Below are 26,516 nucleotides of genomic sequence, written 5' to 3'. Positions count from 1 at the left end.
GGGCGTGGACTACCGGAAGCTGCTCGGGAAGGTGGAGTCGGCGGTGCTGCCGTATTTCGGCGGCGGGACCGTGGACGCGCCTTCACGCCGCCTGCGCGTCACCCTGCCCGTCGCCCCGGGCTGGTGGCGTTTCGAAGTGAAGGGCCGCGAGGCCACCGCGCGAGAGCCGGCGTCTCCCGAAGGGATGGAGGCGCTGCCGCGCGTGCGGGGCCACGTCTGGGGCACGCGGCTGGTGCGCGAGGGCGCGGTGGCGGAGCCGCTGGCGTTGATGCCGGAGGAGGAGCCGCCGCGCCTGTCGCCGGTGACGGCGCGCCGCTGGCATGACGGCACGCTGCTCTTCGAGGGCGTGGAGTTCGAAAGCGAAGCGGAGGAGACGGCCCGCCGCGCGCTGGAGGAGGACCGTGCGCTGGGGGACGCGCGAGGCGTGAGTGCCTCGCTGCGCGCGGCGTTCGGCTTCGCGGTGCTGGACGCGGTGTCGCGAGGCACGGGCATCCCGTTCGCACCCGTGGAGGCCCGCGCGCGGGTGCTCGACGTGGCGCGCGAGGGACGCGCGGAGGCGGAGCGGTGCCTGAACCGGCTGGCCGAGGAGCGTGCGCGCTTCGTCCGGGTGCAGGCGGAGCTGGAGGCCCGGCGCGAAGCAGAGGCCCGTGCGCGGATGCATGAATCCGGCATGCCGGAGATCTGGCGGGACGCGGAGGGACGCGAGCTCGGGCGGGCGTCGTCAGGGCGTGAGCGCGAACGCTGGGAGACCCTTCACGGAGAGGGAGCTCAGCCCGGCACTGCGCGGGACGCGAACGGCCGCGGGGTGACGCCGTCGGCTTACGAGCGTGAGGCGTGGGAAACACGCCGGGATGCCTCCGCGCGCAATTCAGGCCGGACGCCAGGCGCGAGGGACGGACGAAACTTCGCGCGCCAGGACCGCAGGCGCGTGGAGTCGGACGTCGGCGCGTGGGTGGAGCGCGCGCTGGACAAGGCCGGCGCGCGGCTGCTGGACCACCGCCGGCTGGGGGATGGCCTGCTCGAAGTCGTCTACACGTTCATGGGCGAGCGCTTCGTCACGGTGGTGGAAGCCGCGACGCTGCGCGTGCGCGACGCGGGCGTGTGCCTGGCGGGCGCGGACAACCGGGTCACGCTGGAGAGCCTGCCGTCGGTGCTCAAGGAAGCCATCGACACGGACGCGCTGGTCATCACCCGGCACGCCTGAAACCCGCGTGTCCGACCGGGCCCGTCCCCCACGTCGGTACGGGACATTCGGGAGGAAGAACTTCATGTCGACGACGCGCGAGGTGTGTCTGCTCATCGGACCGGAGGACCAGGTGTTGTGGGGCGACTCCTTCGACGACCCCATGGCGCTGCCGGACTCCCGCCCCCGGTGGGAAGCCATCTGGAGCCTGAGGGACACGCTGGTGGAAATCACCCACAGCCACCCGGAGGGCCCGCTGGCCTTCTCCCAGGAGGACGAAACGACCATGGCCGCGCTCCAGGCGGCGCTGGGCCGGCCGCTGCGCTTCTCCGTGGTGGCCCCCGACGGCATGGTGGTCCGCATCGGCGGCGAGGACGTGCTGGTGCGCGACGAGCCCGCGTGGGCCGCGCCGCTGCGCATCGCCTCGGGGCTGCTGTATGGTCGGCCCCGGCCCGGTCCCACCATCCTCCAGGAAGATGGCCTGCTCCTGGAGCGAGCCCACCGCAAACCGTGAGCCTCTTCTTCAGCCCGGCAGCAGGATGATGCGGGCAATCTCCGGCGGCGCGGCGACGCGCATGGGCGGCCCCACGAAGCCGCACCCGCGGCTGACGTAGAGGTGCGAGCCGCCCTGCTGGCTCAGGCCCGCGTTCTGCTCGCCCCAGATGAGATGGCCCAGCACGTTGCCAGGGAACATCTGTCCGCCGTGCGTGTGCCCTGAAATCTGGAGCCCCACGCCGCGCTGGGCCACCACCTCGAAGTTGGAGGGCTGGTGCGCCAGCAACACCGACGCGCGGTCCGGCCTGAGGCCCTTCAGCGCCGCGTCCAGGTCATACCCGGCCTCACCGAGCCGGTTCGCGCTCCAGTCATCCACGCCGATGAGGTCGAAGGACGCGCCCGCGTCACCAATGGACACGGCGCGGTTGCGCAGCACGGTGATGCCCAGCCCCCGGACGAACTCCGTCCACGCCTCCACGCCGGAGTAGTAGTCGTGGTTGCCGGTGACGAAGTACGCGCCGTGCCGGGCCTTGAGCGCGCCGAAGCCGCCCACGTAGCGCCCCAGCTCCGGCACCGTGCCGTCCACCAGGTCGCCCGTCACCGCGATGAGGTCCGGCTTGAGCGCGTTGGCGCGAGCCACCAGATCGTCCACGAAGCGGCGCTGCAACACCCCGCCAATGTGGATGTCGGTGAGCTGCACCAGCGTGAAGCCCTCCAGCGCCTTGGGCAGCCCGGGCAGCCGCACCGGGATGTCGCGCACGTCTGGCGGATGGTACGCGCGCCAGGTGCCATAGGTGCTCACCGCCGCACCCGCCACGGTGGCACCCGCCGCGAGCCCCCTGGCGAGGAAGGCCCGGCGCTCGGGCGACGGCTCCGGAAGCTTGCGCGCCTTGGCGATTACGCCCCGCACCACGTCCAGCCCCAGGGTGAACATGAGCAGGTAGAGCACCAGCCCCATCCACACCAGCAGGAGGATGCCCGTCCACCACGCCGCTTCGGAGGAGAGCCTCGCCCCCACCACCCGGGCGCCCAGGGAGCCCACCAGTCCCCCGGCGAAGAGCACCAGCCCCGCGCGGCGCAGGGCCTTGCTCGCCGTCACGTCGTGCACCAGGCGGCGGTACAGGTAGACGTGCGCCATCGCGAGCAGCGCGGTGACCGGCACGAGGAACAGCGCCATCCGGAGCCATTGGGGCATGAGGGGCCGTGTCTACCCGCGCAGGAGCTTGTCCACGAGCGCCACGTACTGCTGCTTCGCGGCTTCCTTCGCCAACCCCTTGCGGCCGGCCCACGCGTCGTACTTCGCGCGCCCCTTGATATCGAGCATGCCGGGGCGCTTGCCCTGCACGTCCCCTTCCGTGCCCTGCTTGTAGAGCGAGTACAGCTCCAGCAGCGTGTCGTTCGAAGGAGCCTTGGACAGCGTCTTCACCCGGCTCTGTGCGGCGCTGAAGTCATCATCGAGGGCCATGCGCGGTCTCCGGCAAGCGTGTGCCGGAGACCTTAACAGCCGGCCTCACATCGTCGGCAGCCAAAGGTGGCGGATGTCCTCGGGCAGTTGGGCGCTCACGTCCTCCGCCTCGCCTTCGCTGATTTGATGACGGACGGAGTCCATCACCGCGCGCACCACGGGCTCCACGGCGTCCGGATTCAAGGCCAGGTCCTCGCCCACCAGCTTCAGCAGCTCGTCGCGGCCGAACTTCGAAGGGCGTGGGTCTGCGTCGTGGCGCTCGCAGCGGTGCAGCATCTCCGTCAGCCTGCGCGGCAGCTGTGCTTCAAGGTCGAGGGACTCCTCCGCCTGGATGCGTTGCTCCAGGCCGCAGAGCACGGAGACGGCCGCCTGCTGGGCGACGCTCGGGGACATGCCGCCCCGGTCGCAGAGGTGGTCGATGAAGCGGGCATACGTCTGACTGGCCCGCATCGCACTGCGCCGCGCACGCCGCTCCTCGATGGACAGCTCGCGCCGCTCCTCCGCATGCTCCTCATCCTGGGTTGCGCCGGAGCGGCGCTGCGGATCACGGTCTTCAGCCATGGGGGTCCTCCCTGTCGGTCCCGGTGGGTAACAGGGTGCCCATGCCAGCCCCGGAGGGCACGTCATCGCGGACTGCTGCACTGTCCGCCGGCTGCCTGACTGCTAGGCGGCCACGCGCCGGACGTAGGTGTCCCAGAGGGCGCCGAAGAAGAAGCCGCCGAAGCGGGCCAGGGCCTCCGCCCGCTGCACGCTGTCCCGGGCGTTGAGCACGCGCAGGGTGGTGAGCTGGCGCGCGAACTCCTCTGCGGACAGCCGCAGGAAGCCCCGGCCCATGCACGGCGCCTCCGGGCCATCCCCGCGGTGCAGGGACACGAACAGCGTCGTGGTGTCCTTCCACAGGTCCAGGCCCGGGTCGTCGTAGAGGTCCTTGTAGCCCTCCAGGTAGTACGCCTCGCCGGCCTCGCTGAGCAGGTGCAGCAGGTACTCCATCCGCTGGCCGCCCGGCCGAGCGTGCTCGCGGGTCATCAGGCGCAGCTCGCCGCGCGTCACCACCAGCGGGCGGGACGACAGCACCGGCGCCGTCACCGTGCCCATCAACTTCAAGGGGTGGCGCTCGTCGCGCAGCGTCGCGTTCAGGTCCTCGGCCGTCACGGTGAGCACGAAGCGCAGGGGCGTGGCGTCGTCGCGCTCCGGGTCGCCGGCCTCCAGGTGCGGGGCCTTCACGTCACCGGACAGGAACCCGTGCATCGTCTCCGTGAAGCGCACGCCCACGGGCCCGGGGGCCTGGGGCGCCGAGGCCTCCGGCAGCGGAGCGTAGTCGATGGTCCACCCGTGGCGCCGGGCCATCAGGGCGCAGGCGCGCTCGGCGACGGCGGAGATGGTGAGCAGCGGGTTGATGCCCAGCGAGCGAGGCACCACGGAGCCATCGGACACGTACAGCCCCTCATGCACCGCGTGGCCGGAGGCACCGGAGAAGACGCGCCCCTCGTGGTCCACCACCCCGTCCTCCGCCCGTTCGGCCATGACACAGCCGCCCAGCGGGTGCGTGCACAGGAGTTCCTTGCCGAAGGCCTCGGACCAGAGCGGGTAGCGCACGAAGGTGCCGCCCAGCGCGGCGGTGGCCCGGCGTAGGCGCTCCTCGATGCGGGTGAGCTGCGGGTCGCGGCCGGCGTCCGGCCAGTGCAGGCGCACGCGGTCGTGCTCCAGCCGCAGCTCGCCCTTGCCCTCGTCGTGCGACATCACCATCAGCGTCTGCGTGTGCTCCACCGCGCCGTGGTCCGGCCCGCGCACGAAGCTGTCCGCCTGGCGCAGCCGCTCCTGGACCCAGTCCAGGATGCCTTCGTCGGTGTCCTCGCCCACCAGCGCCGCGGCCCCCGCGAGCGCCGCGGGCATCAGCGACGCGAGCGCGCCGGGGATGACGCCCTCCTCGATGATCATCCCCTCGTCCAGCCGCGCGGTGTCGCGCTGGTCGATGACGCCCGCGATGCAGGGCCCCACCGGGTCGCGCGTCTCATGGTTCTGCTCGCCGTGGCCCACGCCGTGGACGCGCATGTCCAGGTTGTAGCCGAAGGCCAGCACGTCGCCGTTGCTGCTGAAGCGGTGGCCCAGCTTCGAGGACACAGGAAGGCCGAGCTCGCGCGAGCGCAGCAGGATTTCCGCCGTACCCATGGTGCCGGCCGCCAGGACGACGCGGTCCGCGGTGAGCCAGGCGTCGGGCGCGTCGAAGCGCTCGCGGCCCGTGTTGAGGGGGCGGTAGTAGACGCGCCACTTCCCACCGTCCGGCACCACCGCGCGCACCGATACCTCGGTGAAGATGCGGGCCCCGTGCGCGTGCGCGTCCGGCAGATAGTTCATCAGCACGGTGTTCTTCGCGCCGGTGTTGCAGCCCGTGGCACAGTCACCGCACAGCGAGCACCCCGGCTGCCGCACGCCCGCGGCGTTGACGCCCGCCTCGAACGTCACCGCCACCGGAGGCCGCGTCAGCCGTCCGCCCAGCTTCTCCGCGGAGATGCCGAACGTCTTGAGCTTCTGCAGCGGCGGGTGGTCCTCCGGGTACGGCAGGGGCCGCAGCATCAACTCCGCGTGCGCGAAGCCGTCCTCCAGCAGGCCGTGCACGTCGGCGCGCAGGGCCTGGGGCCAGCGAGGGTCCTCGTACACGCGAGGGTCGGGCCGCATCGTCACGCCGGCGTTGATGAGCGACGTGCCGCCCAGGCCGCAGCCGTCGATGACGGACACGTCACCGTTGCGGTGGACCTCGATGAGGCCGGTGGGGCTGCCCACGTCCAGGTCGCCCTGGCCCGGGGCGCAGTGGAGCTGGAACTCGGCCACCGCCTGCGCGGGCGTGCGAGGCATCTCCCCCGGGTGCATCTCCCGGCCGCGCTCCAGCACGCACACCTGTTGCCCCGCGCGCGACAGCCGGCTGGCGGTGATGCCTCCGCCGTAGCCCGACCCCACGACGACCACGGGGTAGTGGGATGCCAGCTCACTCCACGGGGATGACAGCCTGCGCATGCTCACCTCTGGCGGCCTGACGCGCCGCCTTTTCCAAATGCCGCCTTTTATTCCCCACCGCTGACGTCAGGGACGGCGGGCCGCATGCTGCGCGGTTCAACGGCGCGGATCCACTCCGCGTCCGTCCCGGGCCCCTGACCTCCCGCCCGGAGAGCGGGCGGACAACCGGGCAGGTCGCTTCTGCCGGTCAGACGCCAAGGGCGCGCATCCTTGAGAGGAAATCCGCCGGAGCCCCCGCCCGCCCGACAGACTCAAAACCTGTCCGACTGTCGGACCAGTTCGTCCGGCACGCCGCCGACAGGGAGGCTCGAAAGGGTTCTCGCCTTCTCAACCGATGGACAGACGTCCGGTCCGAAGGCCTAGAAGAAGCGGCGCACCACCCAGGCGCCCAGGCTGAGCAGCACGGAGATGAGGAACATGGAGGCCAGCGGCGCGTAGACGCGTGTGTTGCCGCTCTCCACGCGGATGTCCCCGGGCAGCCGGCCGAACCAGGAGAAGGCGCCGGCCCACACCAGCAGGCCCACGACGGCGAGCCCCAGGCCCGCCACCACCAGCATCAACCCCTCGGATTTCATCCGGGACTCCCCTCCTCCAGCTCCGCGGCCTCGCCACCCGCGCGGCGGAAGGCGTTCACCAGCCGGTGCGCGTGGCGCGTCGTCTCCGGCTCGCGGTAGCGGGGGCTTGCCTTCAACACCCACTCCACGGCGGTGTCCAGGTCCATGCGGTGGCCGGGAGAGACGAACACGGGGCTGACGCCCGTGCGGGTGCGGACCGCCATGCCCACCACCTCTCCCTTGTGGGTGATGGGGGACGTGGCGCCCCGTTGCTCCGCGAGCTTCCCGGGCGTGCCCACCAGCAGCGACTTGGCGCAGCCGATGGAGGGGCTGTCGAACAGCAGTCCTCCGTGACAGGCAATGCCCAGCCGTCGCGGGTGCGCGGTGCCCTGTCCGTCGAAGATGAGCACGTCCGGGCGGACGGTGAGCCGCGCCCAGACGGCGGCCAGCACCGGCAGCTCGCGGAAGGACAGCAGGCCGGGGACGTAGGGGAACGTCAGCGGCGCCGTGGCCACGGCGCGGGCCACCGGCTGAAGCGTCTCCGCGTCGAGCACCACCATGCCGCCATAGCCCGTGTCGTTGCCCTTCTCCGTGGAGATGTCCGCGCCGGCCAGGCGGGTGATGCGCAGGCCCGGAGGCGGTTCGAGGATGAGCTGCTCACGCAGGCGCTTCTGCAGCGCCACGGCCTCCGTGGGCGTGACGTTCCAGGGGTGCGGTGCTCGCGGTGACTCCATGCGTCTCCTCCCGTGAGCCCAACACTGTGCATCCCCCGGCCGGAAGGTGACGGCCGCTCCCCTCCCCCACGTCCAGGAGGCGACGGAGGCCGGAGCATGGCTGCTCGCGCGGCCGAGTTGTCAGGATGCACCTGGGGGCGCCGTCCCGGGCCAGGGTTCCCTTCCCTGGAGGCACGCGACCATGGCGACGCTCAACATCACCTATGACGGACATTCGGCGGACGTGCCGGTGGAGCTGGAGCGGCATATCAGCGACGCGGACGTGCGCCGCATCGCGGTGGAGCTGGTGCGCTCGGGCGGAGTGCCGGGCCTGCACCGCTTCCAGCTGGGGGCCGAGGCCTTCCAGCACTACGTCGTGGACCGCTTCCGGGGCGCGCACGGCGAGGAGCGCATCTACCTGCGTCCGAAGGTGCCCTTCGGGGCGTGCTGAGGACGGCCACCATGCGCATCGTCTTCTGTGGCGTGGGGGCCATCGGGTCCGCGGCGGCGCTGCTGTGCCGCAACCTGGACGCGACGCGGGTGTTCATCGACTTCGACCGCGTGGAGTCGAAGAACCTGCTGTCGCAGGCCTACGTGAAGCCGTCCGTCGGAAGGAACAAGGCGGAGGCGCTGAAGCTCCAGCTGCACAACCTGCACGGCGTGAAGGCGGAGTCCTTCGGCGTGCGCCTCACGCGCGACAACGTGGAGGCGCTGTGCAAGGGCGCGGACCTGCTGGTGGACGCCTTCGACAACCAGGACAGCCGCCAGTTGCTCAGCGACCACGCCCGGAAGACGGGCACGCCGCTGGTGCACGGCGCGGTGTCCGCGGACGGCACGTTCGGACTGGTGCGCTGGGATGAACGCTTCACGCCCGATACCGAGGACACGCAAGGCCAGGCCACCTGCGAGGGCGGCGAGCACCTGCCCCTGCTGGGCCTGCTGGCCGCGACGCTCGCGCGGGCCGTGCAGGACTTCCTCAAGCACGGCGTGAAGCGGGACGCGTTCGTGAACCTGAACGCCGTCACCCCGGTCGCGGGTCAGGGCTGAGCCGCCGCGGTCAGCCCGCCCGCGCCAGGGCCTCGCGCTCCTCGTCGAAGCGCACGAGCGCCTGGACGATGTCCTCCTTCGAGTCCGTGAGGAGCAGGTGGCGCGCGTACTCGTGCCCCTGGGCCAGGTGCTCCAACAGCGGGTACACGGGCCGCGTCTGGGTCCAGAACTCGCGGCCCAGGAACAGCATGGGGCTGATGACGCCCACGGTGTTGTAGTGGTTCTGGCAGGCGTCCTGGAAGATCTCCTGCACGGTGCCCGCGCTGCCGGGTGAGTAGACGACGCCACCCCGAGCGATGGTGAGCAGGCCCTCCTCGCGCACGCTGTTGGCGAAGTACTTCGCGATGCGCGTGGCGAAGGGATTGGGCGGCTCGTGGCCGTAGAGCCAGGTGGGGATGCCCAGGCTGTCGCCCATCGCGGCCGCGTCGAGCATGGGCCACATGGCGCGCACCTCGAAGGCGCGCGCGAGCCAGTCCCGATCCTTGTAGGACGGGGCCCGCGCCAGCACCGCGAGCGCCGCGTCCAGGTCTTCATCTGGCCGCGCGGCGAACCACGCGCCCAGGTGCGTGGCCTCCATGGCGCCCGGGCCGCCGCCGCTCACCAGGAAGAAGCCCAGGCGCGCCAGCGAACGGGCCAGCTCCGCCACGGAGCGGTAGGCCTCCTGGCCGCGCAGCATGGAGTGGCCCCCCATGATGGCCACCACCCGGCGGGGCTTGCCCTGATCCAACAGCGCATCCTCCAGCGCGTCGCTGATGGCGTGGTCGTGTAGCCGCTGCGCCAGGGTCTCCAGGATGGAGGGAGGGTGCGCCCCACCGCGCGAGTTCCAGTGCGCGTAGATGCGCGCATCCAGCGTGTCCGCGTAGGTGTCCGGTCGGGTCGGGTCGAAGCCCGCGTACAGCTCCTCCGGCGTGTAGAGGCTGCCCCGGTACGGGCAATAGGGCAGCCCGGTGAACGGCGGGAAGACCATGGCGCCCCGCGCGAGGACCTGTTGCAGGGTCGCGGGCTCCAGGAGACAGCCCAGGAAGACGGTGCCGGTGAGGTCCGCCTTCAGCAGCGCGTCGCTCCACGCGCGCAGGTCCAGCCCCTGGAGGATGACGTTGGCGAGACTGCGGCCTTCGCGAAGGTGCTGCTCGAAGGCAGCCAGGGTCTCGAGTTCCGTCATGGGTGTCTCCGCGAGGTGCGTGTCAGGGACGGCATTATCGCCCCGTCATTCCTCCCCAGAAAGGAGGGATGCCCATTGCAGATCCGAAACACGCTGGCCCCGAAGCGCCCCGCCACGAAGGTGACCTCTCTGGAGAACCTGGAGCTGGCCACCGCATCCTTCCGTGGCAGTGCGCCCGGGACCTGACGCTCGCACCCGCCACCCGGTGACCCGGGAGGCGTGACGAGGGCCGGGTTCCCGAAGGGGGACCCGGCCCTTGTCGTGTCCGGGTTCCGCCCTCGAAGGTTTCCCCAGACATCGGGATGTAGCTCAGCCTGGTTGAGAGCGTGCGCCTCGGGCGCGCAAGGTCGCTGGTTCGAATCCAGTCATCCCGACTTCAAACACAATCAAAGACACACCCCGCCGGGGTAGCCCAACTTGGTAGAGGCGCCGCGCTCAGAACGCGGAGGTTGCGGGTTCGAATCCCGCCTTCGGCACATCGTCAGGCTTGGCAATCCCAACGGGTTGCCAGGCCTTTTCTCATTCCGTCAACGAGTGAAGGTTTCCGACAGGGGATGACAGTCCTCCATGCTCTCTTCGGTGGGTACGACCGGGCTCTGCACACCACACCGAAGTGCAGTCAGGAGGCGAGCAATGGGCAACCGCTGGTGGGTGGTGCTGTGGCTGGAAGTCATTTCCATGCGAGGAGCCGCCACGGCTTCGCCCCACTCCGAGCCATCAGCCCCCAAGGAGCCGCCCCGCGCTTGGTCTTCACTTGTCTCCACAGCTCCGCACGCGCACTCGGCGTGAGCCCCCTCCTCTTCGCTACTTGCATACCGACAACCTCTCAACCGGGGGAACCCAGGGGTTTGCATTCACCGGTTGAGTGTGCCGCCTGTTCCCAGGTCTTGGGCGTCCTGACGAACAAGCAGTCATGTCCTCCGCAGGTGATTCCCTGGGGCACCACACCCAGCGCCTCGATGGCCGCCTTGTCCTTGGAGCCAGCGGTGTCCTCCGGGCCGCATCCCCCCACGGCCACGGCGACCAGCGAAACAAACAACAGCGAGCGCTTGAAAACAGGATGCTCAGGCATGGGCTCCCCCCGCAGGCCCATCGAACCAGCCAGGAAATCAGGTTTCAACCAGCATGATTGGGAAGATTGCTTATTCAATCTGACAGCACTTCAGCTCCTCCGGGAGACGAACGGGCAAACATTCACCACCGGGGATTGTCGTCGTCCGTATCGTCCCCCATCCCCGGAGTCCGGGGATGCGCGTGGTGCCCCTGTTGTCAATGACGCCCGACGTCGGGAGCGCCTCACGAAACGTAAAAAAGCTCCTCGCGCGCTGACGGAGCGGCGAGGCACGAAGGGCACCGTGTGAAGCCTCCCGGTGTCTTGACACCTCGGGAGCGCACCGGGTTTCTTCGTCCCATGCCCGTCACGCTCAAGAACCTCGCAGGCACGACCACGCTCACCAACGACTCGGTGGACAAGTGGCTCGGCAACGCTGGCTACCCGGTTCCGGAGCATCTCGACGCGAAGTGCATCGAACAGTTCTTGAGTTCGCGGAACAAGACCTACGGCTTCCTCCAGCAGCAGACGTTCTTGTCGGACATCGAAGGCTTCTATCAAGCCCGCCGGGGCATCAAGATCGCCCTGAAGAACCTGGATGGCTATGAGGCCAGCCTCGCGAATCACCGCGTGACGGACACGCTGGTGCTCCAGGTGCTCGACTACAAGTCCGGCAAGAAGCCGTCGGATGAAGTGATGGACTTCGTACGACAGCAGATTTCTGAGGTCTTGCGGGAGGAATGGACATACGTCAGGGAGTGCCGCGAGTCCCTGGAGGAGCAGTGGCGATGGCACCACACGGGCTCCGTGGACAAGGGCGCGCTCTCCCCCGTGGCCGTGAACAGGATCCTCAAACAGTTCTCCGACCAGACCACCGCCTACAAGGAACAGGTCCAGAAGGCCCAGGAGCAGGCCAAGAAGCCGAAGGGCAAGGGCGCCTCCGGTGGGGGACAAGCCGAGCCGCCGCCCGTGATGCCGAAGCCCCCGACGGAGAAGGACCGCGCCAAGTACGCCTACTACGATCCCATTCGCAACAGGCTCATGAGCCTGGGGTTCGTCGTTTCGCCGCCAGGCACCGCGCTCGGCGCGGTGTTCCCAGAGAAGGACTGGATCAAGGGCGTCGCGGGGGTTCGCTTCAATCAGGAGGTGAAGGCCTACACGGATGCGCTCGCCGCGCGCTACCACCTGATTGGCGACGACGAGACGTCACTGACACGTCTGCTGATGGCCCGGCATCCGCAATGGGCGGCCATGAAGGAGATGAAGTCCGCCTTCGTGTCCGCGGTGGGCTGCCTTTGCGTGTCCTGGACCCGGCACACGGTTGCGGGCAGGACCGTGCATGTTCCCATCCTGGGACTCTCCGGTGTCGTCCAGGAGGAGCCTGGCCCTTCCTACTTCCAGAAGTATTGCCGACACCTGGGTCTTCCCAACTGGCAGCCCGACCCCAGCATCCCCGCGTACGGGGAGACCTCTCTGGTGGCGGAGAAGTTCAAGACCGCGCAAGCGCTCATGAAGCGAGAGGAGGAAAGACTCAAGAAGCTCGTGCCCCAAAAAGCCCCGAAGGAAGCCCCGGAGGTCCAGGCGCTGCAGAGGCACCGGGCAAGCTGGAAGGTCTCTTCGGAGAAGCTCGAGCAGGAGAAGGCGGAGTTCCAGCAGCGCAAGAGCACAAGCGAGCTCGCGAACGAGCTGAACGTCAATTACGAGACGATGATCGAACGGACGAATCTCGTGGCGTTGGGTTATCGCGCGCGAACCCTGCTGCGGCTCCGAACGCCCGCGCGGCAGGCCCTGTTCAGCTACGTCTCGTTCCGCCAGGACAAGTCCCATGACGACCTGTCGGTCAAGACGCTCCAGGACGTCAAGCTGGGCGTGGACCTGTGGGTCTGCGGTTGGCACTCACTGAACTGCGCTGAACCGGCGGCGCTCATGACCGCCTCGTCGTACTTCGCGGAGGGCTGCGATGTGCTCGTCTGTTTCCCCTATGAGGGATTGAATGACGCGGGCACCGGGCGCAACCGCCCGAAGGAGACCTGCCCCTGGTGTGCCGCCGTGGAGCTTGGCTTCCGAAGCCTCAGCGAGAACAAGGGGAAGGTCCCCACGGGCCTCAGCACGGGAGCGTGGCTGACGCAGCTCACGCTGACGCTCCAGGATGAACCCGACGAGGTCCTGCCCGTAAACCGGGGCTTCGATGCCTTCCAGGACGACAACTCCATCATGACGGCGACGCGGATGACGCTCGCGGGAGACGACAAGGGGCTGGTGAAGAACAGCGACCTCGAGTCTCCCGCGTACAGCAGCGTGGTCATGACGAAGATTGGTCGCCTGCGCTCGATGTATCACCTGCTGGGACTGATTGATCGCGAAGTCGTGGCGCTGGATCGCCAGTTGTACCCGCACGCCGGATTCGGGGTGGTGTCCAAGTTCCTGAAGTAGGGGCCGCGTCAGGGAACGGCAGCAGGTGTGACTCCGAGCTTCCCAAGGACCTTCACGGCATTGGCGTTCCCGGCGTCCAGCGCGAGCGACTTCCTGTAGCTCTTGATGGCCGCTTTCTTCAGGCCCAGTTGGAGTTGGGCCTCGCCCAGGCCGCGGTGTCGACGCCCTTGAGCCGCATGAGCACATCCACCTGCGCGGACGGCATCTCGGGCTCGGGCTTGAACGCGCTCCAGGCATACTCCGCCGCCACGCTGGCGATGAGGCGGTCGAAGAGCAGGAAACCGTTATCGGAGTTGGCCATGACGACCACTCCGCTCCCCGTGTCACTGAAGGCCATGAACGCGGCCTGGAAGCCCTCGTCCGCGCCGCCGTGCCTGAAGCGTCCGGTGCCGGGCTCCACCTGGAAGCCCAGCCCGAACCGCTCCGACTGCTGCGTCAGCACCTGCTTCGTCATCGCCTGTGACAGCACGCGCCGGGACTTCCCTGCCTTCGCGCTGGACACCTCGAGGGCGACCCGCGCGAGGTCGGACGGCGTCGTCCACAGTCCGGCCGCGGCCATCTCCGGGTACACGTGCCAGCGCCCCGCCACGCTCTTCCCGCTGGCGTACGTCCCCGTGGCCGTCCTGGCGGCCAGGTCCGGAGGCAGCGGCTGCTCGTAGGAGCTGCGGGTCATGCCGAGCGGCGTCAGCACCGTCTCGCGCATGATTTGGGGGAACGGCTTCTGGAGCTGGTCCACCATCATCAACTGGACGATGGACGTGCCGCCGCCGCTGTAGCGTGTCTTCGTCCCGGGGACGAGGTCGACACGCACCGGGGCGGTGTTCGCGGGCGCCTCGCCCTCCAACAGTGACCTTCTGCTCCTTCGTGAAGTCGTTCTCAGGCAGCTTCCATGAGCGCAGCCTGTCGTTGATGTTCTCATCGAGCGACCCGTTGCCCGCTTCGACGAAGTGCAGCGCCGCGAGGGCCGCCACCGGCTTGCTAAGGTGCTGCTCCAGGCAGTGGGGCGCCCCACTGTTGAGGAGGGCTCTCGTGTCAAGCGCGCACGGGCGAAGCTCGAAGAGCAAGTACGGCTCGCGGCCTACCTTGATCACCCGAAGATCCTTCGCGTCCACGGGCCGCACAAAGGCGAAGGCGGTTGGTACGTCATCACCGACCATCCGTCGGGGAACAGCCTGAACGATGTGATTGCGGTCACATCTTCGTGGATTGGCGGGGCAGCGTGGAGGTCTCCGACTTCGGGCTCGCCCTTTCGGACCTGCCAAGCCGCGTGGCGTCCACCGTGCACCGCCCGCAGGGGGATGCGTTCTACTCCTCCCCGGAGACACTCTTGATGGGGCTCGCTGATGCGCGCTCGGACCTCTTCGCGCTCGGCAACGTCATGCTGGAGCTGGCGACAGGAAAGAACCTCCTCGACGCTCCGGACAGCTTGACCCAGGAGGTGAAAGACGCACTGTCGGACAGGCAGCTCGCGGTCTGCCGTCGCGCCATCAAGCGAGCCCGGTCGGCAGGAAGCCCTCCTGCTGTCGAGGACGCAATCTGGCGCGCGGCGACCTACACGCAGGCGGACCTGGACGCGCTGGTTGCCCCACTGCCGCAGGCGATGCGCGTCATGCTGACCCGCCTCCTTCAACGGGCGCCCGCCAACCGCTACCAGTCTGCGCGCGAGTTCTTGCCGGACCTGTATTTCTGGCAGGGAGAAGAGAAGCTCTTTGGCCCCAAGGAAGCTGAAGCCGAGCTGAAGGGACTGATGCAGCAGACGGGCGAAGCGCTGGTCGAGCTGGGAATTCGCGCCCCGCGCGGCTCCACGACTCCCCAGGAGCAGATCAGCACGAACTAGAAGGTACTCAGGTGCCAGCCCTCACAGCCCGGAGGGCTGGCGCCATGTTGCACGGATGTCGCATGCCCCTGCGGAATTGCTTGGGATGGGGCGGGACGACAGGGCACGAGGCGGGATATCGAATCCGGGTCGCTCCGAGCGGTAGCGAGGTAAGGGCGCGATCCTGCTGGGAGTTTCGCACCGCCCGGCGCGGGTTCGAATCCCGCATTCGGCACATCATCACCCAAGGAGCATGGGCCTCCACACATGGCCCCTCCTTCACGCAGAGCGATGCGAGCCCGCATCGTCCGGCGGTCCGTGCCTGTCCTGCTCGATGCGGCGATAGAGGAAGTACGAGTAGAGCACGGGAATCACCACCGCGACGGTGACCGCCGCCAGCACGGGGACCGGACCACCGCCGAGAAGCCCCGAGACGAGGACGATGGCTCCCGCGAGGACGAAGAGCCTTCCTCCCAGGCGATGCGTGCGCAGCCAGACCTCGTCGCTCGCGAGCGTCCAGGGCGTCCGGACTCCACAGAAGAAGTTCTTCGTGAACTTCCCCATGTAGTTGCCCAGGACCACGAGGACCAGGCCCGCGGCCGCGGGAACCACGCGCGCCATCGGCACGGCCACGCCGATGCCCCCGAGCAGGACCAGGGCGTTGAGCAAGAACAGGAACGCGACCAACACCACCTGGATGCCCTCGAAGACGCCCTGGAATCGCTCCACGCGGTATCCCCTGGGCGAAATCAGCGGCACGGCCACCAGGACCAGGTACAGGGCAGCCATCAGCAGCGGCAGGACGAAGGGTCCCCAGGGCTTGGGCGTATACCCATCCACCACCCCCTGGGCATTCCAATGCGTGGGCATCCACTCCGGCAACTGGCCGTAGAGAATGACGGCCATCGCGAACGCCGCGACGACGAATCCCAGACTCAGCACATGGGCTCGGCTGATTCTCATGACCGCTCTCCATTCCCCTTGTCGACCTTGAAGAGGTCAAGAAGGACCGCCGCTACGTCCTCGAACACGGTCGTATTGAGGGAGTAGACGATTTGCTGCCCACGGCGCTCGCAGCGCACCAGATCCGCGGCTTTGAGCACGTTGAAGTGATGCGATAGCGACCCCTTCGTGATGTCGAACGCCTCAGCGAGCTCTCCCGCTGACTTCGAGCCGCCCTGCAGCAGCTTGAGCACCTTGCGCCGGGTCGGATCTGAAATTGCCTTGAAGACCTCCTGCGTTCGCATCACGACCTTTTGACATTTTGAATAACGTCAAAATAACCACAAGGAAGGCCCTGTCAAGTGGAACGCATGGGGCACCGGGCCTTGGGGGGCATGCCGGGACGGCAACCCCGAGGGCCCTCCTGCGCCCCATGAGCCAACCGACTCATGGGGCGAGGTCGAGGACCGGCGAGACACTGAGGGTGGTGGACGCCTCACTGGGGCCCTTCATGCCGCTCCAAGGAGACATGCCCCTTCCCGTGGCGGACGACTACCGGGGGCCGTGGGCTCGGGATGCCTGGCGCCTGATGCCCCTGGGTGGGGCTTCACTCCAGTCTCGCGGCGATCTCGAACCACCCGTCGTCGATGACCTCGACGCCACCGCGGATCATCTCCGGCCCCGGCTGCTCCAACGTGAGCCCGCGCAATGTCTTCGCTCCGAGTCGCTCCCACTTCGCGCGCAGCGCGGGTCCTACCCCATGGAGGTCGTGCTCATTCATCGCCGTGCATCCTCCTGAGAAACCTCTCATGAGAATAAAGGCAGACAGCCTCAGGAAAGAGCTGTTAAACTGCCGGCAGGTGTCCCTTGCGGTCATCCATTGACCGCAAGGGATTCCAGCTCCCCATCACAAGGCAATGCCTGCCACCGGCCTCCCCGCGCCATACGCCCGGGGTGTGCCATCTCACGTCTGGAGCACCACCGCTTGAAACGCCATACCCTGCAACTCATGTTGGGAGTGATTGCCCTGCTCCCCTGGACCCGTCAGGCCCACGCGGCGGACTGGGAAGACCTCATCGTCCCGGAGACGTTCCGCCAGGGGCACTACGACCCCGCGAATCCAACGGTCGCCCCCCGGGGCGTGTACGTCGCGCCGTATTCCATCAACACGGGGGAGACCCCCACCTTCTACATCCAGAGCCCGGAGTCCTTCCGACTGCGCATCTACCGGCTGGGCTGGTACGGCGGCGCGGGCGCGCAGGTGGTCCACGACTCGGACACCGCCCCCGCGACGACCTACGGGCCCATCTCGCAGCCCCGTTGCGGCACGGAGACGCCCACCACCGTCCCCAACTACCTGGCGATCCGGCAGCAAGAGGTGGACTACGGCCTGGTGGAATGCGCGTGGAGCAACCCCGTGCAGCCCTCCGTGGGCACGCTCAGCTCGGGGGTGTACTTCGTGCGGATCACCCCGAAGGTGACCTCGCCCAAGGAGACGCTGGCGACGTTCGTGGTGCGCGACGACGCGTCCACGGACCGGCTGATCATCGTCAACCCGACGACGACGGAGGTCTACAACCCCTGGGGGGAGACGCTGCACGCGAGCACCGTGGCTCAGCCCTGTGAGGGCTGGCCTTCGTGCCCCTGGCGCGGCATGTACGCCTACGAGCGGGCCACCAAGGTCTCCATGGCGCGGCCGTCGTGGAACGTCCCCACCCACTTCAAGACGGACGTCCCGCTGCTGCGCTACCTGGAGAAGAACGACCTGCCGTACACGGTGGCCACGGACTACGACGTCTCGCGCTTCTCCAGCCTGCTGACCTCCCGGCGCTCGGCCATCATCTCCGGTCACGGCGAGTACTGGGACATGACCACGCGCAACCGGCTGGAGTCCTTCGTCGCGGGAGGCGGCAACCTCGTCGCCATGGCGGGCAACACCGGCTACTGGCAGATCCGCTACGAGGCCTCCACCACGGGCAACCCGGGCCCCATCATCGTGGGCTACAAGGACAACGCCACCGACACGACGACCCCGTCGTCCACGTGCCGTCCTGGCGTCACCGTCCCCGCATCGAGGCCGGACTGCTCGGATCCGATGCTGTCCGTCACCCCCAGCCTGACGACCACCTGGTTCCGGGCGCCGCCGGTGCACAAGCCGGAGCAGGAGCTGCTGGGCGTGCAGTACCCCATCGACCCGGCCGGCAACACCTTCGAGCTGCCGCTCACCTTCTTCACGGACACCGTGGCGGCCCGCCCCAGCCTGGGCACCGGCATCACCGCGACGGGCAACACGCTCATCGGCTCGTACGTCTCCTCGCAGAACGTCTACGTGGGCAACCTGGGGTGGGAGGCGGACTCCATCCACCCCAACCAGCTGTTCCGGATCGACCCCACGGCGTGCGTGCTACCGCTGGGACAGGGGAAGTTCTCCGATGATCCGAAGTGGGCCCTGGACAACCCGACGCCCTTTGGCAACGAGTTCACCCACCTGGTCCTGTACCGCCCCAAGGCGACCAGCGGCCACGTCGTCGCTGGCATGAGCATGCTCTGGAGCTGGGGCCTGGATGACTGGGCGACGCTGCACCCCCTGGGCGGCCCCATCGTCTCCCGGGTGGACCCGCGGCTGCAGCAGTTCACCCGCAACCTGCTCGTCTCCAGCGACGGCGCCGGCTTCGGGACCGACTGTGACCGTGGCGTCGACTTCGACGTCTGGTTCGGAGATGCCTTCACGGACACGAAGGCGGATGGCAACACGGCCCCGTCCGGTGGCGACGGCAGCCCGGTGGAGATGATCGTCAAGGAGCGCGACTACCCGGGCCGCTGGGGGAGCGTGGCCCTGGAGAAGCAGGCGGGCTCCCTGAAGCTGGTGCCCACCTTCAAGGAGGTGGCGCGGCTGACGGACTGGGCGGTGGCCAGCAACGCCTACAACCTATTCCTGGCGGACGTGAACGGCGACGGCAAGAAGGACCTCATCGCGCAGAGCCGCGTCAACGGGACGTTCGACGTGGCCCTGAGCAACGGCGACCGCTTCGTCCCCGGCAGCACCTCCTGGCTCACGGGCTGGGCGGTGGGCAGCGCGTATGACGTCTTCGCCGCGGACCTCGACGCGGACGGCAAGGCGGACCTCGTGGCCAAGGAGCGCACCGCGCCGGGGACCTGGTACGTGGCCCTCAACACCGGGACGCAGTTCGTCCCCGCGTCGAGCAGCTGGCTGACGGGCTGGGCCGTGTCCAGCAGCGCGTACGACCTGTTCGTGGCGGACGTGAACGGCGACAACAAGGCGGACCTCGTGGCCAAGGAGCGCACCGGCTCCGGCCTCTGGTATGTCGCGCTCAACACCGGCAGCGGGTTCACGGCGCAGCCCGGCTCGCTCGCGGGCTTCGGGGTCCCCAGCGCGGACCATGACCTGTTCGTGGCGGACGTGAACGGCGACGGCAAGGCGGACCTCGTGGCCAAGGAGCACACCGGCACCCAGGCCTGGAAGGTGGCGCTCGGCACGGGCACGGGTTTCGTGCCCCAGACGTCCGCGTGGCTGACGAGCTGGGCGACGAGCAGCAGCGCGTACCGCCTCTTCGTCGCGGACATGGATGGGGACGGAAAGGCGGACCTGGTGGCCCGGGAGCGCACCTCCCCGGGCGCCTGGTACGTCGCCCCCAGCTCTGGCAGCGCCTTCGTTCCGCAGACCGCGCGGCTCGACGCACGCTGAGCGGTCCATGGGAGCCGGGGCCCCGCGCACGCGCGAGGCCCCGGAAGCCCCGGCCCGGCGCTTCGACATACATGGGGCCCGCTTGAGCAGATGCGAGCGGGACGAGCGGCGGTAAGGAGGACCCATCGTCGGCCCAGGCGCGGGCGGAGCCCAGCGGGAGGCTCGTCCTGCACAAGCTGCTGGACAACCAGTTCCTGGAGATGGGGTGCCTGCCGCTGCCGGACAACTGGGTCCTGAACAATGGCAAGGCAGCCATGAGCGGCCCGGGCAACGTCAACGTGCTTCTGGAGGCGCACATGTATCGATGGTTGCTGTTCGCGGCGCTCACCGTCACCACGACGGCGGGCGCGAAGCCCAACACCCCGCTGTACACCACCGGCGCCGGTCCTGGCGGTGGGCCGGCGGTGAAGACGTTCGACCCCAACTCCAACACCAACTGGGTGTCCTTCTACGCCTACGAACCGTCCATGAGCGTGGGCGTGGAGATGGCGACGGGCCGGGTGACCACGAACTGGCGCCCGGACGCCGTCACCGGCACCAGCGAGGGCGGAGGGCCCCTGGTCCGCGTGTTCGACGTCAACACGGGCAGCGTGCTGCGGGAGTTCTTCGCCTACGACTCGAACTTCCGGGGCGGCGTTTTCGTGACCACCGGCGACGTGGACGGCGACGGCTTCGATGAAATCATCACCGCGCCGGGACGGGGCATGGGCCCGCTGGTCCGCGTGTGGAAGGCGGTGGGCACGCCCACGCTCATCAATGAGTTCTGGGCCTACGACCCCGGCTTCACCGGAGGCGTGCGGCTGGGCGCGGGCGATGTCACGCGTGACAACGTCTCGGAGATTGTCACCATCCCGGGCCCGGGCGGAGGTCCCCACGTGCGTGTCTTCAACCGCTGGGGCGGAGAGGTGTATGGCTACATGGCCCCGGTGCCCCGCAAGCCCTGGGACAATCAGTACTACACGAACGGCTACCGCGTGGCGGTGGGCAGCGACCCGTGGGGGACGCCGGAGCTCTATGTGTCCGGCAGCGAGTGGCGCTTCTTCACCCACTACCAGCGCAGCGATGACTGCTCCATCCCGCCCATCTTCGTGACGCCCAACTTCGTGCGGAAGGCCTACTGGGTCCTGACGCCCTATGCGCACGTCATGCGCATTCCGGACGGCGCCACGCTGGCCCACTTCGGCACGGAGGCGCTCAACGCCGGCTTCCTGGGACAGGAGGTGTCCTACGCGGACTACAAGAACCTCTGCGAGCCCAACGGTGGCGTGTCCTGCAACGTCTTCCAATACCCGTACCCGTACGGCGGCAGCGATCCCGACTATTCGCCCCAGGTCGCCACGCTCCAGCAGCCCGGCGCCGGCCCGCGCCTGCTCACCGGCAGCCCCCAGCTGAAGCTGGGGAACGGGGTGGCGGGCTGCTACTACGACACGATGTTCCAGCCCGGCACCCTCAAGCTCTACGAGCGGTGGGGCGCGGCGCTCTGGTCGTTCCAGCCCTACGGCGCGTTCTACGGCGGCGTGAAGCCCGCCGCGAACAACGACTGACGTCCGCCGTCGGGCCAGGCGCGACTGGCCCGCCCCGGAACGCACTTCCGGGGCGGCTATAGCTCCAGCATGCAGGTGGCGCTGCAGCCGTCGCGGCTGACGGTGTTCCCGTCGTCGCATTGCTCGCCCTGGTTGAATTGCACGACCCCGTCGCCACAGCGGATGCCGAGCAGGCAGCCCGGGGCGCATTGCCCGTAGCCCCCCGGGTTCGAGCCGTCGTCGCACTCCTCGCCCTCGTCCAGCCTGCCATTGCCGCAGGCGGAGATGCACACCCAGGACTGGTTGGCCGGCAGGAACGAGGAGAGTTGCAGCTTGTAGCTCGAGCCCGTGGAGAAGCGTTCCGCCTGGAACACGGCGACCTCATAGATACCGTCTGGCTGGAGGCCCAACGCGGACGCCCGGCCCGCGAGGTCCACGGTCGAGGTCATGCTGGTGTGAACCCCTCCCAGGTCGATGGCGAGCTTCCCGTTGATGAAGCCCCAGACGTCATCGTCTCCCGTGAAGACGAGTTGCCCCTGGCCCGTGTACACGAACCAGAAACGCGTCTCGCTGGTGAAGCTGTAGTTGTGCGGTGCTCCCGTGCTGTCCGGACGCGTCGTCTCCTGCCCCTCGGCCACCCAGCCCTTGCCGTCGAGCGGGAAGAAGGTCGTGTCCTCGAACAGATAGGAGAGGGCGTTGGGAGAAGAGGTCCGCGACAGGGGCAGCGTGGAAACGACGGGCAGGTTGACGTTGCTCACGTCGCGAAACCATTGGTCGAAGGACACCACTCCATGCGTCGTGGCGGAGAACACACCTGCCTTGGCATAGACGGGCTTGCCGGCCGGGCCCAGGATGGCCTGGACGATGCCCGTCTCCTGCCCGTTCGCGTTCTGGAAGTCGACGTGGCCATTGGGCAGGTCATTCCCCCGGAAGTCGCGGTAGACGATGGGGAGACTCAACGTGGACAAGGGCTCTGAAAGGACGCAGACGAAGCCCTCCTCGATTTGACAGGTCGAGGAGCAGCCGTCGAAGTCGCGCAGGTTGCCGTCGTCGCACGCCTCTCCGGCCGTGAGGATGCCGTCGCCACAGACGGCCTCACAAACTGTGAGGCCCGTATGCTGGTGTCAAAGGGTTGCTGGCTTTTGTTTGTCTCGAAACCCAAGCGCTCCCATACTGCGAGTCACACACACCCAGGACCTCTCGGATGCCTGACTTGAAGAACGTCATTCTTTGCCTGAGCGTGCTCCTCCTCGTGGGGTGTGCCAGCGGCCGCGACACCACGCCTTCGAATGCGGACCACCGGCTGCTGACGCTCGCGACGGACGGCGAGCCGACCGCGACGGTGGCCCTCAACCTGCGGCTGCTGAAGACCGCGAACGCGGATCCAACCTGGAAGGACGCGGTCGAGTCCGCGGAGCAGCACCTGCTGAAGCTGGGGAACATCCCGCCCCGGCACCGGGCCCTCGTCCTGGACACGTTCTCGTCGTTCGCCGCGGGATTGATGGAGACCCCTGGCGGAACGGTGCCCTTCCGCGTGTTCGCCTCCCATGGCCCGGAGGACGCGGCGCTGGAGGTCCTCCAGACGGCGCGGCTCATTGAAGCCACGAAGGAAGGCGACTACGTCCTCATCGACCCGGAGACGTGTCAGCGCCAGGGCCCTCTTCGGCTGCTCAAGACGAAGCAGCTCCTCGCGTTCGTGCCTCCGGCGCTCGCGGCGGACGTGTCGGCACGGCTCGCCCGGGAGCCCAGCCAGAAGATGGAGCCGCTGTTCATCGCCCAGGCGGGCGTCGAGGTGGGCCCGGTCCTGGAGCCGTTCGTCCCAGGGCTCCTGATGCTGGCCATCCAGCAGTTCCAGGCGACGGATGCCGCCCGGCGGATCTCCTTCGCCGCCCGAGCGGACGCGAGCGGCGCCATCCGGGCGGACGTGGAGTTCGCCGGGCCCCACCCCGAACGCATCCAGGCGCTCTGGGAGCGAGTGACCACCAGCGAGTCAGCGCTGCGGACCGTGGTGGCCTCCTCCACGAAGCTCCAGGCCGGCAAGGACGTCCTGCGCATCACCTTCGACGTGAACGCCCTGCGCGCGCAGTCCGCCATGCTCCGGCGGGCCTTCTCTCCCTTCAGCGACGAGCCTCTGCCCTCGGAGAACCTGGAGGACCTCCGCGAGGGCGCGGTGATTTCGCCCGAGAACGTGGTGTCCTACCCGGAGACGCTGACGCCCGAGTCCTTCCTCGCCCTCTCCGGTGACGACTGCAGCCCCTGGAAGGGTGATGCCTTGGACGAGACGAAGAAGCTGCGCCTCGCGTTCACGTCCCTGCGCGCCTCGTTCATCACTCCCGAGGCCGACCACCTCCAACTGACCGCCCGTGTCTGCCAGCCCCGCGACTACGTTCCGGTCCTCGCGCGACGCAAGCTGATGGAGCTGCGCGTCCAGCAACCGGAGCTCCACCGCCCCCTGTGTGGCCCGCTGGCCGCGAGCCCGGACGGGATGAAGGTCGGGGAGGACTTCTCGGGTGAGAACGCCTCTCGCGGGCAGGTGGCGTCCCACCACGTCCAGTTCGCGCTCAAGCCCGGCGTGGACGCCCAGACGCTGCCGGCCATCACAGGGTCGGTCACCGTTCATGTGCCAGCGCGGATCCGGAGCATCCGCCTGCCCTTCGCCGCGCCCTTTGCCCGGGCGGAGCAGACCTTCCCCGACGGGAAGCTGTTCGTGGAGGGACTGCGCATCCACCTGGGCACCCTGACCTTCCAACTGGGGAGCGAGGGCACGCCGCCGACGGTGCTGGCGGTGCGGGCCCTGAACGCGGAGGGGAAGTACCTCAGGACCGAGGCACGCCCGGGCCTCACCATGGTCCTGTCGCTCCCCCTCTTCGGCGTGCTGTCTCCCGACGCGCCACTGTTCACCGTGGAAGGAAGGCCCGCGCAGATAGAGCTCGTCCTGGTGGACGCGACCACGCCGTACACCCGGCCCTTCACGCTCACGCCGCCCTTCCCCTCCGGGAACGCCGCGGCCAGGGACGCCGAGGCGCTTCCGCTCGCGATGATCGATCAAACCCTGTTCGAGCAGCACCTCATGTCCCCGGAGTCGGTCGCGAGGAGGACCGCGTCGTTCAGTGGCGCAGTGAAGAAGGACGCGCTCCCCGCGGCGCTCCCGCCGAACGCCCCTGCCTCGCCCTTCCACGCCTGGCTGGTGACCGACGGTGTCTTCCGCGGAGACGTCGAGTTCTCCTGGCCGGACGACGTGCAGAAGTCCTTCGCGCAGGCGGATCCCCCCGTCACGCTGGAGCTGCTCGAAGCGGACTTCGCGGACGGGACGCGCCTGCGCGCGGCGGACATCGAGGCGGTGGATGAGGAGGACCAGTACGTCTGGCACAACGGCTATGGCCAGCAGCTCAAATGGAGCACCACGTTCTCGCCCGGGCGGAGCTGGAGCTTCACGCACAGGGGCTACATCCCCCACCAGCTCGAGCGGGTCCCCCTGACGAGGCTCAAGGGGCAGCTCTCCTTCGCCCTGCCGGAGAAGTGGGTCGCGTCATCCCCCACGGCCCTGAGCCTGCATACAGAGGCCCGGCTGGAAGGGGGCCGCTTCAAGGTCGAGATCATCGAGCCGGGCCGCATCCGCATCCAGAGTCACGACACGGGCCAGGAGGGTTTCTCCGCGGTATTCGACGACGCCAAGAACCGCCCGGTTGACTCGGTCCTGACGAAGCGGACGGACTTCGATGACGCGACCTTCATGCTCGACTTCGAGACCCGTCAGCCCGCGCACCGCTGGCGGATGATCCAATCCCGGGGCACCCCCAAGACATACGCCTATCCGTTCGAAATCCTCGCCCAGGTGCCCGTGGCCCCCACCGAGCCCAAGCCGGTCCCCGCCCGGAAGGCCGGGCCCACGCGGAAGGCCAGCCCCACCCGGAAGAAGTGAGCGGGGCCGGAACGGACGAAGGCCCTACTTCGCCGCAACCTGACGGCTCGGAGGCTGGGCCACCGGGCGCTGAGGCAGGGCCTTCGCGGACGCCTGTGCGTTGACCACGGCGTCCGCGGTGGGCGCCACGCTGGTGTCCTGGAGCGGATTGCCCTGGCTGTCCGTGTAGACGCCATCCGAGAAGGGGCCCACGTAGAGCTGGGGCGTGGCGGGCAGCGCCTGGGTCAGCACGGTGAGGTAGTTGTCCATCTCGTGCCGGATGGTCGCCTCCTGCGTGCTGGTGTCTCCCAGCGTGTTGTAGAAGAGCACGTCGAACTCCACACCGACCTGCGTGTAGTTGGGCGCCAGCCACGACGGCGGCAGCGTGGGCACCACGTCGTACTGATTGACCACGCGCACCGTCGCCGGACTCGTGACGTATCGGGCGTAGGCCGTCCCCCATGAATCCGCGAGCCCGGCCTTCGGCGCCGCGAACGTGACGGTCGTCACGCTCAGCGACGGCTGGCTCACCGCCAGGTCCAACGCCAGCAACTCCGCCAGGCCTCCGCCCAGGCTGTGGCCCGTCACGTAGAGCGTCTGGATGTTGTTCGCCTTCAGCCACGAGAACACCTGCGCCTGCATCGACTGGGGCACGGAGGTGCTCGTGCCGGTGTAGATGCCCCAGAACCCGCCGTGCACCTGAGGCACCGGAGACAGGGACACCCCGGAGTACGGCGCGAAGGACGTGGTGGAGTACTGCTCGTCCGCGCTCGTGTCCGCCGACGTCACGGTCCCGCGCAGCGCCAGCATCGCCGTGGTCGAATCCGCGTTGGAGGTGAACCACAGGCCGAACGCCTCCGCGACGCCTCCCTTCTGCGGCACCCACGCAGTGAGGCTGTCCGCCTGCGTCCAGCCCGAGGGCACGGAGAAGTCCTTGCCATTGAAGGCGGCGTAGGCCGCGACCACGCCCTGCCCCATGCCCAGCACCTGGGTCGCGTCCAGCACGGGCTCGGGCGGCGTGGCCTGCGGGCTCGGCTGCGGACGGACGGCGGCAACGGTCGAGGTCGTCATGTTCGGCTCCAGGAAGGTGTGGCGGGTGGAACGGGGCGACGCCTGTCGCCATCCGTTGCCAGGCACCGATTGCAGCGCCCATGCCGCACGCGGCGTCCCCTGGAGGCCCTCGCGGCGAGGGGGTTCACGCGCGCCTTCGACGCGTCGGTCGACGCGACGCCCGACGCAAGGCCGCCCCTGGTGACTGGAAACATCAACGCCTGACGGCAGTCACCAGGCGCAAGCCCATGGACCGGGGCCGTGCCTCATGCGCTCCCAGCAAGATCAACGACTTGCGCGTGCACTGAGGGGTCCGGGGCGTTGGCATGCCCGCTGCTATGGGTGTCCTCGTCGCTGAAAGCAACACGCACTCCCCTTCCAGAAAAGAGACACGTCATGGCCATCCGCTCCGCTGGTCGCTCCACCCCCTCCATCCCGTCCACCGCCTCCAGGCCCACCACCT

At 68.7% G+C, this 26,516-nt stretch carries 22 protein-coding genes, 2 tRNA genes and 2 pseudogenes; 11 read left to right on the top strand and 15 right to left on the bottom strand.

Translation table 11 applies throughout. The annotated features are described in order from the left end of the window. The first annotated feature begins 4 nt into the window (after positions 1–4). A complete protein-coding gene (locus D7Y15_RS45915) occupies positions 5–1,204 on the top strand; it encodes a hypothetical protein (protein WP_217276045.1) in 1,200 nt (399 codons plus the stop codon). A gap of 64 nt (positions 1,205–1,268) precedes the next feature. Next, positions 1,269–1,697: a Mov34/MPN/PAD-1 family protein gene (locus tag D7Y15_RS24855; protein ID WP_014394351.1), complete on the top strand. Its 429-nt coding sequence runs from the start codon at positions 1,269–1,271 to the stop codon at positions 1,695–1,697. Between the two features lie 9 nt (positions 1,698–1,706). Here D7Y15_RS24855 and D7Y15_RS24850 read toward each other — a convergent pair whose 3' ends face one another. The 6 genes from D7Y15_RS24850 to nfi form a co-directional block, all read right to left on the bottom strand. Continuing rightward, complete coding sequence (locus D7Y15_RS24850; RefSeq protein ID WP_120577545.1) at positions 1,707–2,873, bottom strand: metallophosphoesterase; 1,167 nt, start codon at positions 2,871–2,873, stop codon at positions 1,707–1,709. Positions 2,874–2,885: 12 nt separating this feature from the next. Further along, on the bottom strand, positions 2,886–3,143 hold the full coding sequence (locus D7Y15_RS24845) for an acyl-CoA-binding protein (protein ID WP_121754138.1): 258 nt from the start codon (positions 3,141–3,143) through the stop codon (positions 2,886–2,888). Between the two features lie 45 nt (positions 3,144–3,188). Further along, entirely contained in the window at positions 3,189–3,704 is a 516-nt protein-coding gene (locus tag D7Y15_RS24840; protein WP_120577546.1) for a DUF2267 domain-containing protein, read from the bottom strand. 102 nt (positions 3,705–3,806) lie between these two features. Further along, a complete protein-coding gene (locus tag D7Y15_RS24835; RefSeq protein ID WP_121754142.1) occupies positions 3,807–6,155 on the bottom strand; it encodes a GMC family oxidoreductase N-terminal domain-containing protein in 2,349 nt (782 codons plus the stop codon). A 359-nt stretch (positions 6,156–6,514) separates the two neighbouring features. Continuing rightward, a complete protein-coding gene (locus D7Y15_RS24830; protein ID WP_120577548.1) occupies positions 6,515–6,730 on the bottom strand; it encodes a DUF2905 domain-containing protein in 216 nt (71 codons plus the stop codon). Beyond that, positions 6,727–7,443 carry a deoxyribonuclease V gene (gene nfi, locus D7Y15_RS24825; RefSeq protein WP_121754137.1) on the bottom strand — a complete coding sequence of 239 codons (717 nt, stop codon included), beginning with the start codon at positions 7,441–7,443 and terminating at the stop codon, positions 6,727–6,729. The genes D7Y15_RS24830 and nfi overlap by 4 nt, the downstream gene beginning before the upstream one ends. Before the next feature lie 181 nt (positions 7,444–7,624). Between nfi and D7Y15_RS24820 the strand changes: the two genes are divergently transcribed. Next, positions 7,625–7,873, top strand: a complete 249-nt coding sequence (locus D7Y15_RS24820; protein ID WP_120577550.1) for a hypothetical protein — start codon at positions 7,625–7,627, stop codon at positions 7,871–7,873. Positions 7,874–7,884: 11 nt separating this feature from the next. After that, positions 7,885–8,469: a ThiF family adenylyltransferase gene (locus D7Y15_RS24815; RefSeq protein WP_121754136.1), complete on the top strand. Its 585-nt coding sequence runs from the start codon at positions 7,885–7,887 to the stop codon at positions 8,467–8,469. 10 nt (positions 8,470–8,479) lie between these two features. On the opposite strand, the gene D7Y15_RS24810 is transcribed toward D7Y15_RS24815, so the two are convergent. Beyond that, on the bottom strand, positions 8,480–9,631 hold the full coding sequence (locus D7Y15_RS24810; protein ID WP_121754135.1) for an LOG family protein: 1,152 nt from the start codon (positions 9,629–9,631) through the stop codon (positions 8,480–8,482). 298 nt (positions 9,632–9,929) lie between these two features. On the opposite strand from D7Y15_RS24810, the gene D7Y15_RS24805 reads away from it, so the two are divergent. Then, positions 9,930–10,005: transfer RNA gene (locus tag D7Y15_RS24805), tRNA-Pro, on the top strand. Positions 10,006–10,032: 27 nt separating this feature from the next. Continuing rightward, a tRNA-Leu gene (locus tag D7Y15_RS24800) sits at positions 10,033–10,107 on the top strand. Between the two features lie 350 nt (positions 10,108–10,457). Here D7Y15_RS24800 and D7Y15_RS44240 read toward each other — a convergent pair. Continuing rightward, a complete protein-coding gene (locus D7Y15_RS44240) occupies positions 10,458–10,703 on the bottom strand; it encodes a hypothetical protein (protein ID WP_148712860.1) in 246 nt (81 codons plus the stop codon). Between the two features lie 339 nt (positions 10,704–11,042). Between D7Y15_RS44240 and D7Y15_RS24795 the strand changes: the two genes are divergently transcribed. Then, a complete protein-coding gene (locus D7Y15_RS24795) occupies positions 11,043–13,115 on the top strand; it encodes a hypothetical protein (RefSeq protein WP_121754134.1) in 2,073 nt (690 codons plus the stop codon). Between the two features lie 118 nt (positions 13,116–13,233). Here the strand turns inward: D7Y15_RS24795 and D7Y15_RS24790 are convergent, their stop codons facing one another. Next, entirely contained in the window at positions 13,234–13,959 is a 726-nt protein-coding gene (locus tag D7Y15_RS24790) for a serine hydrolase (RefSeq protein ID WP_233605077.1), read from the bottom strand. A 136-nt stretch (positions 13,960–14,095) separates the two neighbouring features. On the opposite strand from D7Y15_RS24790, the pseudogene D7Y15_RS24785 reads away from it, so the two are divergent. Next, positions 14,096–14,952: pseudogene (locus D7Y15_RS24785) on the top strand (protein kinase); the annotation flags it as partial. A gap of 258 nt (positions 14,953–15,210) precedes the next feature. On the opposite strand, the gene D7Y15_RS24780 reads toward D7Y15_RS24785, so the two are convergent. From D7Y15_RS24780 to D7Y15_RS44790, 3 genes are all read right to left on the bottom strand, one after another. Then, the gene (locus D7Y15_RS24780) at positions 15,211–15,894 is read right to left on the bottom strand and encodes an SdpI family protein (protein ID WP_121754133.1); all 684 of its coding nucleotides are present in this window, start codon (positions 15,892–15,894) and stop codon (positions 15,211–15,213) included. Continuing rightward, on the bottom strand, positions 15,891–16,178 hold the full coding sequence (locus D7Y15_RS24775; RefSeq protein ID WP_121754132.1) for an autorepressor SdpR family transcription factor: 288 nt from the start codon (positions 16,176–16,178) through the stop codon (positions 15,891–15,893). Before D7Y15_RS24775 ends, D7Y15_RS24780 begins: the two co-directional genes overlap by 4 nt. A 302-nt stretch (positions 16,179–16,480) precedes the next feature. After that, positions 16,481–16,654 (bottom strand): hypothetical protein, encoded by a 174-nt coding sequence (locus D7Y15_RS44790; RefSeq protein WP_158629102.1) that lies wholly within the window; start codon positions 16,652–16,654, stop codon positions 16,481–16,483. A 204-nt stretch (positions 16,655–16,858) separates the two neighbouring features. Here D7Y15_RS44790 and D7Y15_RS24770 point away from each other — a divergent pair, with 204 nt between their 5' ends. Both D7Y15_RS24770 and D7Y15_RS24765 read left to right on the top strand, forming a co-directional pair. Continuing rightward, the gene (locus D7Y15_RS24770; protein ID WP_147452092.1) at positions 16,859–19,579 is read left to right on the top strand and encodes a VCBS repeat-containing protein; all 2,721 of its coding nucleotides are present in this window, start codon (positions 16,859–16,861) and stop codon (positions 19,577–19,579) included. A 200-nt stretch (positions 19,580–19,779) separates the two neighbouring features. Continuing rightward, positions 19,780–21,123 carry a hypothetical protein gene (locus D7Y15_RS24765; protein ID WP_121754131.1) on the top strand — a complete coding sequence of 448 codons (1,344 nt, stop codon included), beginning with the start codon at positions 19,780–19,782 and terminating at the stop codon, positions 21,121–21,123. A gap of 56 nt (positions 21,124–21,179) precedes the next feature. Here the strand turns inward: D7Y15_RS24765 and D7Y15_RS24760 are convergent, their stop codons facing one another. Both D7Y15_RS24760 and D7Y15_RS46435 read right to left on the bottom strand, forming a co-directional pair. Next, on the bottom strand, positions 21,180–22,070 hold the full coding sequence (locus tag D7Y15_RS24760; RefSeq protein ID WP_233605076.1) for a fibro-slime domain-containing protein: 891 nt from the start codon (positions 22,068–22,070) through the stop codon (positions 21,180–21,182). 27 nt (positions 22,071–22,097) lie between these two features. Then, positions 22,098–22,190: pseudogene (locus tag D7Y15_RS46435) on the bottom strand (DUF4215 domain-containing protein); the annotation flags it as partial. A 116-nt stretch (positions 22,191–22,306) separates the two neighbouring features. Here D7Y15_RS46435 and D7Y15_RS24755 point away from each other — a divergent pair. Next, complete coding sequence (locus tag D7Y15_RS24755) at positions 22,307–25,024, top strand: hypothetical protein (RefSeq protein WP_121754130.1); 2,718 nt, start codon at positions 22,307–22,309, stop codon at positions 25,022–25,024. A gap of 24 nt (positions 25,025–25,048) precedes the next feature. On the opposite strand, the gene D7Y15_RS24750 is transcribed toward D7Y15_RS24755, so the two are convergent. Then, complete coding sequence (locus tag D7Y15_RS24750; protein WP_121754129.1) at positions 25,049–26,074, bottom strand: lipase family protein; 1,026 nt, start codon at positions 26,072–26,074, stop codon at positions 25,049–25,051. Positions 26,075–26,516 lie beyond the last annotated feature (442 nt).

The sequence above is a fragment of the Corallococcus sp. AB030 genome, from assembly GCF_003668965.1.
Classification (GTDB): domain Bacteria; phylum Myxococcota; class Myxococcia; order Myxococcales; family Myxococcaceae; genus Corallococcus; species Corallococcus exiguus.
Note: the sequence above shows the minus strand (reverse complement) of the source record. Positions and strands in the feature narration are given on the sequence as shown.

Bases quoted from the DNA above. Each gene is read 5' to 3' on its own strand.
- D7Y15_RS24750 (WP_121754129.1), bottom strand. From the start codon at position 26,074: ATGACGACCTCGACCGTTGCCGCCGTCCGTCCGCAGCCGAGCCCGCAG.
- D7Y15_RS24840 (WP_120577546.1), bottom strand. From the start codon at position 3,704: ATGGCTGAAGACCGTGATCCGCAGCGCCGCTCCGGCGCAACCCAGGAT.
- D7Y15_RS44790 (WP_158629102.1), bottom strand. From the start codon at position 16,654: ATGAATGAGCACGACCTCCATGGGGTAGGACCCGCGCTGCGCGCGAAG.
- D7Y15_RS24780 (WP_121754133.1), bottom strand. From the start codon at position 15,894: ATGAGAATCAGCCGAGCCCATGTGCTGAGTCTGGGATTCGTCGTCGCG.
- D7Y15_RS24810 (WP_121754135.1), bottom strand. From the start codon at position 9,631: ATGACGGAACTCGAGACCCTGGCTGCCTTCGAGCAGCACCTTCGCGAA.
- D7Y15_RS24820 (WP_120577550.1), top strand. From the start codon at position 7,625: ATGGCGACGCTCAACATCACCTATGACGGACATTCGGCGGACGTGCCG.
- D7Y15_RS24815 (WP_121754136.1), top strand. From the start codon at position 7,885: ATGCGCATCGTCTTCTGTGGCGTGGGGGCCATCGGGTCCGCGGCGGCG.
- D7Y15_RS24835 (WP_121754142.1), bottom strand. From the start codon at position 6,155: ATGCGCAGGCTGTCATCCCCGTGGAGTGAGCTGGCATCCCACTACCCC.
- D7Y15_RS24855 (WP_014394351.1), top strand. From the start codon at position 1,269: ATGTCGACGACGCGCGAGGTGTGTCTGCTCATCGGACCGGAGGACCAG.
- D7Y15_RS24850 (WP_120577545.1), bottom strand. From the start codon at position 2,873: ATGCCCCAATGGCTCCGGATGGCGCTGTTCCTCGTGCCGGTCACCGCG.
- D7Y15_RS24845 (WP_121754138.1), bottom strand. From the start codon at position 3,143: ATGGCCCTCGATGATGACTTCAGCGCCGCACAGAGCCGGGTGAAGACG.
- D7Y15_RS24795 (WP_121754134.1), top strand. From the start codon at position 11,043: ATGCCCGTCACGCTCAAGAACCTCGCAGGCACGACCACGCTCACCAAC.
- D7Y15_RS24765 (WP_121754131.1), top strand. From the start codon at position 19,780: ATGGGGTGCCTGCCGCTGCCGGACAACTGGGTCCTGAACAATGGCAAG.
- D7Y15_RS24830 (WP_120577548.1), bottom strand. From the start codon at position 6,730: ATGAAATCCGAGGGGTTGATGCTGGTGGTGGCGGGCCTGGGGCTCGCC.
- D7Y15_RS44240 (WP_148712860.1), bottom strand. From the start codon at position 10,703: ATGCCTGAGCATCCTGTTTTCAAGCGCTCGCTGTTGTTTGTTTCGCTG.
- D7Y15_RS24755 (WP_121754130.1), top strand. From the start codon at position 22,307: ATGCCTGACTTGAAGAACGTCATTCTTTGCCTGAGCGTGCTCCTCCTC.
- D7Y15_RS24775 (WP_121754132.1), bottom strand. From the start codon at position 16,178: ATGCGAACGCAGGAGGTCTTCAAGGCAATTTCAGATCCGACCCGGCGC.
- nfi (WP_121754137.1), bottom strand. From the start codon at position 7,443: ATGGAGTCACCGCGAGCACCGCACCCCTGGAACGTCACGCCCACGGAG.